We start from the raw sequence: 7,888 nt of genomic DNA on the forward strand, positions 1-7,888 counted from the left end.
GCAAGGGCTGCCGGCCAGCGGCCGGCACGACCCAGCACCTAAACGTACGTCCCAGCATGGTTTTTTCAGGCTGCCCCGTGGCCGGCAAGGGGGTGCACGGGCGGGGAAAGCGGAGCTAGACTGTCCGCCTTTGCGGCCCTTGGGCCGCCCTGAACGGAAGTGTCCTCCCGCATGAGTTGGCTCAGCAAGTTGATGCCGTCCGGCATCCGCACCGACAACACCCCCAGCAAGAAGCGCAGTGTCCCCGAGGGCCTGTGGGAAAAGTGCAGCAACTGCGGCAGCGCGTTGTACCGTCCGGAACTGGAAGAGAACCTGGAGGTCTGCCCGAAGTGCGGCCACCACATGGCGATCCGCGCACGTGCGCGCTTGGCCGCCCTGTTCGACGCCGACAGCACCACCGAGATCGGTGCGCGCCTGGGCCCGACCGACCTGCTCAAGTTCAAGGACCAGAAGAAGTACAGCGAGCGCATCAAGATCGCGCAGAAGAACACCGGCGAGTACGACGCGCTGATCGCCATGCGCGGCCTGCTCAAGGGCCGTGCGCTGGTGGCCTCGTCGTTCGACTTCGCCTTCATGGGTGGCTCGATGGGCTCGGTGGTGGGTGAGCGTTTCGCGCTGGCCGCCGAAACCGCGGTCGAGATCGGCGCCCCGTACGTGTGCTTCTCGCAGAGTGGCGGCGCGCGCATGCAGGAAGGCCTGTTCTCGCTGATGCAGATGGCCAAGACCTCGGCCGCGCTGGGCAAGCTGCGTGAAGCGGGCCTGCCGTACATCTCGGTGCTGACCCACCCGACCACCGGTGGTGTGTCGGCCTCGTTCGCGATGCTGGGCGACATCAACATCGCCGAACCGCAGGCGCTGATCGGCTTCGCCGGCCCGCGCGTGATCGAGCAGACCGTGCGCGAGAAGCTGCCGGAAGGCTTCCAGCGCTCGGAGTTCCTGCTGGAGCACGGTGCCATCGACCAGATCTGCGACCGCCGCGAAATGCGCGACCGCCTGTCCGATCTGCTGGCAATGCTGGGCCGTCAGCCGGCGCCGGAGGTGGCTTGATGGGAGGCCGCAAGTACTTCGGTACTGATGGCATCCGTGGGCGGGTCGGCCAGGGCGTGATCTCGGCCGACTTCGTGCTGCGCCTGGGCAATGCCCTGGGCCGTGTCCTGGTCGCCCAGCGCGGCCAGGACGGGCGCCGGCCGATCGTGGTGATCGGCAAGGACACCCGCATTTCCGGTTACATGTTCGAAGCGGCACTGGAAGCCGGCCTGGTCGCCGCCGGCGCCGACGTACAGCTGCTGGGGCCGATGCCGACCCCGGCGGTGGCGTTCCTGACCCGCACGCTGGGCGTGGACGCCGGCATCGTCATCAGCGCCTCGCACAACCCGCATTACGACAACGGCATCAAGTTCTTCTCGGCCCAGGGCGAGAAGCTCGACGATGCCACCGAACTTGCCCTGGAAGCGGCGCTGGACGTTCCGTTCACCACCGCCGAATCGGAGAAGCTGGGCAAGGCATCGCGTGCGCGTGAAGCGGTCGGCCGCTACATCGAGTTCTGCAAGGCCAGCGTGCCGCGCGCGTTCGACCTGCGTGGCGTGCGCCTGGTGCTGGATTGCGCACACGGCGCCACCTACCAGATCGCACCGCTGCTGTTCCGCGAACTGGGGGCCGAGGTGATCGGCATCGGTGCCGAGCCCAACGGCGTCAACATCAACGCCGGTGTGGGTTCCACCCATATCGACAACCTGGCGGCCAAAGTCCGCGAGACCCGTGCCGATCTCGGCATCGCGTTCGATGGTGATGGCGACCGTGTGCTGATGGCCGACGACCAGGGCAACCCGGTCGACGGTGATGACCTGCTGTACATCCTGGCCCGCGCCTGGAAGGACGAAGGCCGCCTGCGCGGCCCGGTGGTCGGCACGCTGATGAGCAACTACGGCGTGGAGAAAGCTTTCGCCGATCTGCAGATCCCGTTCGTGCGCAGCAACGTTGGTGACCGCTACGTGCACCAGGCATTGGTCGAAGGCGGCGGTGTACTCGGTGGTGAAGCGTCGGGCCATCTGCTGTGCCTGGACCGGGCCACCACCGGTGATGGCATCGTCAGCGCTCTGCAGGTGCTGGTCGCGCTGCGCAACAGTGGGCAGACCCTGCGCCAGGCACTGAAGGGCCTGGTGCGGGTGCCGCAGAAGACCGTCAACGTGCGTCTGGGCAATGTCTCGGCCAAGGCCACGGTGCAGTCTGAAAGCGTGCAGTCCGCGCTGGCTGTGGCGCAGCAGGCCGTAGCCGGCCGTGGCCGCGCGTTCCTGCGGCCGTCCGGTACCGAGCCGGTGGTGCGGGTCACCGTGGAAGCCGATGACGCCACGCTGATGCAGCAGACGCTGGACCGCTTGTCCGCTGCGGTGCGTGAAGCCGCCAGCTGAGGCGACTGCACATCCGTACAAAGAAAACGCCCCGGAATTCCGGGGCGTTTTCTTTTGCGGCGGCCAGGGGGGATGGCGTGTTCAGGGCCCCGGCACCATCTTCTTCTGGCGTGCCTTGAACCCATTGAACAGCGGCGCGATCAGCGGGTTGTAACTCAGGCGGATGCGCTTGCGCAGCCAGTTGGCCGGGCGGTTGCGGATCGCGAAACGATAGATGCATTCCGGGTCGCCACCGATCACGTTGCGGCCGAACGGGTGGGTGGTGTGCAGGTAGCGGAAGCCCTGCTCGCGCGCCACTTCGATGTGATCCTGGTCGAAATCACCGTACGGCCAGCACAAGGTATCGGACACGTCGCCAAGCTTGTCCTGCAGGACTTCGCGCGAGATCGCCAGATCCCGGCTCAGGCCCGCACGGCGCTGCGCACGGTCCAGATCGTCACGGCGCAACCAGCGGGTGTGGGTATGGGTGTGGCAATGCACTTCGAAGGTGCCGGCGGCGATGGCCGCACGTGCTTCGCTCCAGCGCATCATCACATCGTCACTGCGGTCCTGCTCGTAGATCGCCGCTTCGCAGCCGCGATGGTCCGGCGTCGACGGCAGCGTCGCTCCGGCAATGCCGGCATGCGGACGTTCCGGGCCTTCGCCCATCCAGCCGGTGACCACGAACACCACGGCATGCATGCCGTACTTCTGCAGGATCGGATGGGCATACACCCAGTTGTCCAGGTAGCCATCGTCGAAGGTGATGACGATCGACTTGCGCGGCACCGGCTTGCCGGCCAGGAAGCCGGCGTACTGGTCCAGCGTCAGTGAGGTCCAGCCATTGCCTGCCAGCCACGCGATCTGGCTTTCGAAGTTTTCCGGCGACACGGTGATCATGCCCGGCGATGGGCTGACATGGTGGTGCATCAGCACCGGAACGGTTCGCGCATCAGCCATGTCCCAGCTCCTTCAGCCACTGGTGGTAGTAGTGTTCGGTGGCTTCACCGTGGCCGTCCGGCGTGAAGCGGTGTGCGCCGTGCATCCAGTCCCAGCCAGCGCGGCCCATCTGCCGCCGCCGTTCCGGGTCGTCCACCAGCAGGCGCAAGGCACCTGTCAGGGCGGCATTGTCTCCCAAACGGGTGAGGATCGCATTGCTGCCATCGACCACCATCTCCGGCACGCCACCCACCCGCGTGGCTACGATCGGTACGCCCACATAAGCCGCTTCCAGGAACACGGTGCCGGCCGCTTCCTTGTGCGAGGCCAGCGCGAAGATGTCGAAGCCGGCCATCAGCCGGCAGGCTCCATCGCGGTAGCCGAGCAGGTGCACCTGGCGCTGCAGGCCGTGCTCGGCGCACATCGCCTGCAGTCGTTCCGTCACGGCCTGGCCATCACCGACGATCACCAGGTGCAGGTCCGGGTTGGCCTTGCACAGCGGGATCATCGCCTGCAGCAGGTCGGCATGGCCCTTGGGCTCGCGCAGTACCGCCACGCAGCCGACCACGATGTCCTGTTCGCCGAAACCGAGCTCGGCACGCACCTGCGCGCGCGCGTCCTGCAGGCACTGCCAGGGATCGGCCTTGCGGATCTCGCTCCAGCGCGGCGGAACCGCAATCGGCGGCACGATGCCGATGCGCTCGGCCGGAATGCCACGGTCGGCCAGCAGCTGCTTGACGAAACTGCTGACGGTCAACACCCGGTGCGGAAGCCCGGTATAGGTCAGCAGCGAATTGACCGGGCTCATCAGGTGGCGCGAGCGCACCACCAGCGGCGTGCCGCCCAGGCGTGCACCGGCGGCGGCGATCAGCGCATCGCGGCGGCTGGTGGTGTTGACCACGTCGTAGCGTTCGCGACGCACCAGTCGCGATACCGACCACACGCCGCGCAGCAGGCGCGCCAGGCCTCCCATGCGCAGCGTATGCACGGTGAAACCGTCGTCGCGTGCCAGTGTGGCCAGGCGCGCATCGGGCTGGCACAGCAACGACACTTCATGGCCACGCGCGCGCATCACCTGCATGTGCCGGAAGATGTAGATCTCCTGCCCGCCCATTCCCTTGGCGGCTTCGGTATGCAGGATGCGCAGCGGACGGTTCATGCAGGATCGGTCCTTGAAGTTCAGCGGTTGCGGAAGCGGGTCAGCGCTTCCCATGCGGAGCGGATGGCGGCGGCGTCCGGCGCCTGCCGCGACAGCGGACGGTAGTGCCGGTCGAGCGCGGTGGCGTTGCCGAACTTGTCGAACACGTAGATGGCATCGCCATGGCGTACCGCGCGCTGCGACCAGCTCTCCACCACCAGCGCACGTTCGCTGGTGGTTGGCGCGGCCAGCAGGTCCTGGCCAGTACTGAAGTCGCTCAGGGCGTTCTCGCAGCCCAGTGCGTGGCGCATCAACGTCGGCACCCAGTCCTCATGCGAACTGGTGCGCATCTCATGGCCGCTGGGCTGGCCTGGCCAGTGCAGCACGAACGGCACCTGCAGCTGGTAGTCGGAGAAGTTGCCGTTGTGACCCCAGTAGTTCAGCTTGAGGTCGTTGAACTCTTCGGCATGGTCACCGGTGACCAGCACGATGGTGTTCTCGGCCAGGCCTTGTGCGCGAAGGTCGTCCAGCAGCGAGCCGACCAGGCTGTCGGCGTAGTGCACTGCGGTGCGGTAGCGGTTGAGCTCCGGCGTCGGGTCGTGGTCCGGGCCGAAGGACAGGAAGTCGATCTCCTTGGCCATCGGCGTGGCCACCGGCGGGTAGCTGGCGGGCAGGTGGTAGCCGGCGTGGGTGGAGTCGAGGAACACGAAGCCGAACCACGGGTGCTGCGCGGCCTGGCTGGTGCGGATGTCGTTCTGCAGCGCGGTGACGATGGCTGCGTCACGCTTGTCGGGTGTCAGGGCGGAGGGGCCCTGGTGCAGCTGGTCGCGTACGTCGGCGAAGGCGGTGCGGTCGAACTCCGGGCTGTACAGCGGCGCGCTGCCGTACAGGTGCAGGTCGTAGCCCTGCTGGCCCAGCACCTGGAACAGCTGCGAGCCGCGCTGTTCGTCCAGCATGCTCTGCCAGTAGCCGCCGGGCAGGCCGTAGAGCAGGCCGAACAGGCCGTAGCGGGTGGCGTTGCCGGTGCTGAAATGCTGGTCGTACACGCGCGAAGCCTGTGCCAGTGCCGTCGTATTGGGCATCAGCTGCGGCGTCATGGCGTCCTGGCGCAGCGACTCCAGCACCACCATCAGCACATTCGGCCGATGTGGGTTCTGGCAGCGCAGGGGCTGCAGCGGATACAGCAGCTGCGCATGGCGCGGGTCAGGCAGGCCAGCCTGCTGTTCGCTGACAACGCCCAGTTTGCGCATGAAGCTCTTGGCGGTGATCGGCTGCGCCCAGGGCAGGTAGTTCCATTGCGCGATGACGTCGCGGTCGCCGCGGGCATCGTAGTAGGCGGTGGCGACCTGGCCCCCCCCCATCAGCAGAGCGACCACCGCCCAGGCCTGCAGGACCCGGCGGCGGCGGGGCAGGGCGGGCAACAGCTTCCAGCATGCCCAGGCCAGCAGGCCTTCGGCGGCGAAGATGGCGGCGACCAGCAGTCCGGCCTGCAGCCAGGTTTTCCAGGACAACGCGACCTGGTCCTGCAGCGCGCCGCCGAACACCATGTTCACCACCATGGCATTGAGGTGGAACCGATACAGAGTGAAAACCTTCGCATCAACCAGCAGCAGGCACAGCCACAGGCCCTGCAGCAGCACGGCGCTGATGCTCAGCGTGCGCGCGCTGCGCGGCCACAGGCCCAGCAGCAGCGGCAGCAGGCCTGCGAGGGCACCGAAGGCGAGCAGATGCCCCGGCAGAGCGACCGACAGGTAAACCAGGCCGATTGCGCCACCGGGGTTGTCGGCCAGCGGTACGTTGCCGAGCGTGATCGCCATCGCCAGCAGCGCGTTGCCGGCCACGAACAGCGACCACCAGGCCAATCGGCGCCAGTGACGTGCCGGGCCGGAGGGCAGGGAGGTGTTGGCAGAAGGAGCAGCAGGGCGCATGAAGGACGGAGGCGGCAGGTGGAACAGGGGCAGGAGTCCCGGTTGTGACGGAATCGTTAATCCGCGCGCGGGTTGCGCATTGTATCGGTTTGTTTCTTCGTATCGAGTGGCGTCCCCCGGGCGATCTGTCACAATGTTCAGGTGGGCCATGAATGCGCTGGCCCTTCCAGACCCAACGACAAGCCAGGAACCGCTGTGAGCCAGATCCCCACCCTCGACATCACCCGTTTCGACAGCGACCGCGAGGCCTTCGTGGCCGAGCTGGGCGCGGCCTACCGCCAATGGGGATTCGCGGGCATCCGCAACCACGGCATCCCGCAGGCCGACATCGACGCGGCCTACGATGCCTTCAAGGCCTTCTTCGCCCTGCCGGAGGAGGTCAAGCGCAAGTACCACGTGGCCGGCAGTGGCGGCGCCCGCGGCTACACCCCGTTCGGCGTGGAGACCGCCAAGGGCTCCAAGCATTTCGACCTGAAGGAGTTCTGGCACATCGGTCGCGAGATCGCCGACGACTCCAAGTACCGCGACGTGATGGCGCCGAACCTGTGGCCGACCGAGGTCGAGGGCTTCCGCGAGCGCGGTTACGGCCTGTACCAGGCGCTGGACAACCTGGGTTCGCGCGTACTGTCGGCGCTGGCCCTGCACATCGGCCTGCCGGAAGACTTCTTCGCCGACAAGACCAACTTCGGCAACTCGATCCTGCGCCCGATCCACTACCCGCCGATCACCACCGACGACATCCCGAACGTGCGCGCCGGCGCGCATGGCGACATCAACTTCATCACCCTGCTGGTCGGTGCCAGCGCCGCGGGTCTGGAAGTGCAGTCGCACGAGGGCGAGTGGGTGCCGTTCACCTCGGACGCGGACACCATCGTGGTCAACATCGGCGACATGCTGCAGCGCCTGACCAACCACGTGTATCCGTCGACCATCCACCGCGTGGTCAACCCCCCGGGCGAGCTGGCGCGCCAGCCGCGCTACTCGGTGCCGTTCTTCCTGCATCCGAACCCGGACTATCTGATCGACGTGCTGCCGTCCTGCATCACCCCGGAGAACCCGAGCCGGTACCCGGAGGCGATCACCGCCCATGGCTTCCTCGAGGAACGCCTGCGCGAGATCAAGCTGAAGTAATGAGAAGTGAGGCCGCCGAAAGGCGGCCTTTTTCTTTAGCAGGGCTGCGCCCCGCACCCGCGGTAGTGCCGGCCGCTGGCCGGCAAGTCCAAAGCCAAAGCGGCTCTGGGTTTCTGCTGGTTGGGCGGGGCGGTGTGGGTTGTCAGGACACGCCGTAAACCCGTCCCTGGGGGCTCGATGGCGCCATCCATGGCGCCAACGGTCCTGCCAACCCACACCGCCCCACCCCCGACAGTTTCCCGGTGACGGTGGGTAAATCGCGATTCCCGGTAGGTGTCGACCTTGGTCGACACGGTAGATCCACGCCATGGGTGCGGGCAGCTACCCGCACTGCCGCTTTTGCTTTTGATCTTCTTATTTCTTTC

The 7,888-nt window shown here is 66.8% G+C and carries 6 protein-coding genes; 3 read left to right on the forward strand and 3 right to left on the reverse strand.

Going from position 1 to position 7,888, the window contains the following annotated elements; translation table 11 throughout:
* Positions 1-171: 171 nt before the first annotated feature.
* Positions 172-1,047, forward strand: coding sequence for an acetyl-CoA carboxylase, carboxyltransferase subunit beta (accD, locus tag N7573_RS15130; RefSeq protein ID WP_005410473.1), 876 nt, complete (start codon positions 172-174; stop codon positions 1,045-1,047).
* The gene (gene glmM / locus N7573_RS15135) at positions 1,047-2,408 is read left to right on the forward strand and encodes a phosphoglucosamine mutase (protein WP_032128253.1); all 1,362 of its coding nucleotides are present in this window, start codon (positions 1,047-1,049) and stop codon (positions 2,406-2,408) included. The genes accD and glmM overlap by 1 nt, the downstream gene beginning before the upstream one ends.
* A gap of 81 nt (positions 2,409-2,489) precedes the next feature.
* On the opposite strand, the gene N7573_RS15140 is transcribed toward glmM, so the two are convergent.
* The 3 genes from N7573_RS15140 to N7573_RS15150 are packed head-to-tail and all read right to left on the reverse strand — an operon-like array spanning position 2,490 to position 6,392.
* Complete coding sequence (locus N7573_RS15140; protein WP_279913758.1) at positions 2,490-3,347, reverse strand: polysaccharide deacetylase family protein; 858 nt, start codon at positions 3,345-3,347, stop codon at positions 2,490-2,492.
* On the reverse strand, positions 3,340-4,485 hold the full coding sequence (locus N7573_RS15145) for a glycosyltransferase family 4 protein (protein WP_032128255.1): 1,146 nt from the start codon (positions 4,483-4,485) through the stop codon (positions 3,340-3,342). The genes N7573_RS15140 and N7573_RS15145 overlap by 8 nt, the downstream gene beginning before the upstream one ends.
* Before the next feature lie 20 nt (positions 4,486-4,505).
* A complete protein-coding gene (locus tag N7573_RS15150; protein ID WP_279913759.1) occupies positions 4,506-6,392 on the reverse strand; it encodes a DUF3413 domain-containing protein in 1,887 nt (628 codons plus the stop codon).
* A 195-nt stretch (positions 6,393-6,587) separates the two neighbouring features.
* On the opposite strand from N7573_RS15150, the gene N7573_RS15155 reads away from it, so the two are divergent.
* A complete protein-coding gene (locus N7573_RS15155; RefSeq protein WP_032128257.1) occupies positions 6,588-7,523 on the forward strand; it encodes a 2-oxoglutarate and iron-dependent oxygenase domain-containing protein in 936 nt (311 codons plus the stop codon).
* Positions 7,524-7,888: the final 365 nt, after the last annotated feature.

Origin of the sequence: Stenotrophomonas sp. GD04054, assembly GCF_029836955.1 — a bacterium.
GTDB classification, from domain to species: domain Bacteria; phylum Pseudomonadota; class Gammaproteobacteria; order Xanthomonadales; family Xanthomonadaceae; genus Stenotrophomonas; species Stenotrophomonas maltophilia_A.